3 protein-coding genes are annotated in these 1,620 nt (G+C 73.2%); all 3 read left to right on the forward strand.

The window, feature by feature from the left end; genetic code table 11:
* Nucleotides 1-165, forward strand: a 165-nt coding sequence (locus H5J30_RS32040; protein ID WP_181791116.1) for an SHOCT domain-containing protein, incomplete at its 5' end; no start/stop codon positions are given.
* A 100-nt stretch (nucleotides 166-265) separates the two neighbouring features.
* Nucleotides 266-622: a group I truncated hemoglobin gene (locus H5J30_RS32045; protein ID WP_181791118.1), complete on the forward strand. Its 357-nt coding sequence runs from the start codon at nucleotides 266-268 to the stop codon at nucleotides 620-622.
* A 27-nt stretch (nucleotides 623-649) separates the two neighbouring features.
* Nucleotides 650-1,620: non-homologous end-joining DNA ligase (gene ligD / locus H5J30_RS32050; RefSeq protein WP_181791120.1), on the forward strand; the 971-nt coding region annotated here is incomplete at its 3' end.

Consider the following 1,620-nt stretch of genomic DNA (forward strand, 5'->3'; position numbering starts at 1 on the left):
CGGAAGGAACCGGAGTTGGAGGCCGCGGTTCCGGGCGACGACCACGACGCGGTGCTGCGCCGGTTGCGCGAGCTGGGCGAGTTGCACGCCGCCGGGGTGCTGACCGACGAGGAGTTCGCAGCCGCAAAGCGGGCGATACTGCAGCGCATGGGCGGTAACGGCTGACAACGCAGGGCTTCCGGCCCGTCGTTGGCGAAAACTTGGGCCGGAATTAAACGTTCTACGCTCTTCACTCCAGCCCCACTGGCCCCAATAATCGGGCCCCATGACTATTTACGACTCGATCGGCGGGGAGACGGCGGTCTCGACCGCCGTGGACAACTTCTACGACCGAGTGCTCGACGACCCGGAGCTGAAGCCGTTCTTCGACGGCATCGACGTCCAGCGCCTCAAGCGCCACCAGCGCGCCTTCATCGGCGCCGCCCTCGGCGGCCCCGGCGGGTACAACGGCCGCGGCATGCGGAAGGCCCACGAGGGGCTCGGCATCACGCCGGCCCACTTCGAGCGCGTCGTCGACCACCTGACGGCCACCCTCGTCGGCCTCGGCGTACCGGACGAGACGGTGAAGACCATCGGCGGCACCCTGGAGCCCCTGCGCGCGGACATCGCCCAGGAGGCGTAGCGCAGGCCCGGAGCCTAATCTGCCCGCATGACCGACCTCGGCGGGCTGCCGCACGTCGCGCCCATGCTGGCGGTCTCCGGCAGCCTGCCGACGGCCGCCGCGGACCCCTCGTGGGCGTACGAGCTGAAGTGGGACGGCATCCGCGCCGTCGCGTACGCACCGGGCGACGGCTCGCTGACGCTGCTGACGCGCAACGACAACGACGTCACCGCCCGCTACCCCGAGCTGGCCCCGCTCGGCGAGGCCCTCGCCGCGGCCGGGCACGCCTGCGTGCTCGACGGCGAGATCGTCGCGCTCGCCCCCGACGGCCGCCCCTCCTTCGGCGTGCTCCAGCGCCGCATGAACCTCACCCGCGGCGCCGTCATCGCCCGCCTCGCCGACGAGGTGCCGGTCGACTACATGGCGTTCGACGTGCCGCACCTCGACGGGGAGTCCGCGATGCGCCTCCCGTACCGCGACCGCCGCGCGCTGCTCACCGGCCTCGGCGTCGGGGGACCGCGCTGGCGCACTCCCCCGCACTGGGAGGGCCACGGCGCCGAGGCGTGGGAGATGACGCGGCAGTACGGGCTGGAGGGGCTGCTCGCGAAGCGGCTGTCGTCGCCGTACCTGCCGGGTCGGCGCAGCGACCTCTGGCTGAAGATCAAGAACGTCCGTACCCAGGAGGTCGTCGTCGGCGGCTGGACGGAGGGCGCGGGCAGCAGGTCGGACGCGATCGGCGGGCTGCTGATGGGCGTGTGGACGAAGGACGGCGACCTGGCGTACGCGGGCACGGTGGGCAGCGGCTTCTCCCGGCACGCGCTGGAGGTGCTGCGGGAGCGGCTGGCGGGGCTTGCGCGGCGGACGAGCCCGTTCGCGGGCCCGGTCGCGGACCGGCACGTGCGGGCGGCGGGCGCGGTGCACTGGGTGGAGCCCGAGCTGGTGGGCGAGGTGGCGTACGGGGAGTGGACGGCGACGGGCGTACTGCGGCACCCGGTGTGGCGGGGGCTGCGGCCCGACAA

Origin of the sequence: Streptomyces phytophilus (genome assembly GCF_013870535.1) — a bacterium.
Lineage (GTDB): Bacteria > Actinomycetota > Actinomycetes > Streptomycetales > Streptomycetaceae > Streptomyces > Streptomyces phytophilus.

Excerpts from the sequence above, each read along its gene's own strand:
- H5J30_RS32045 (WP_181791118.1), top strand. The coding sequence starts at position 266 with ATGACTATTTACGACTCGATCGGCGGGGAGACGGCGGTCTCGACCGCC.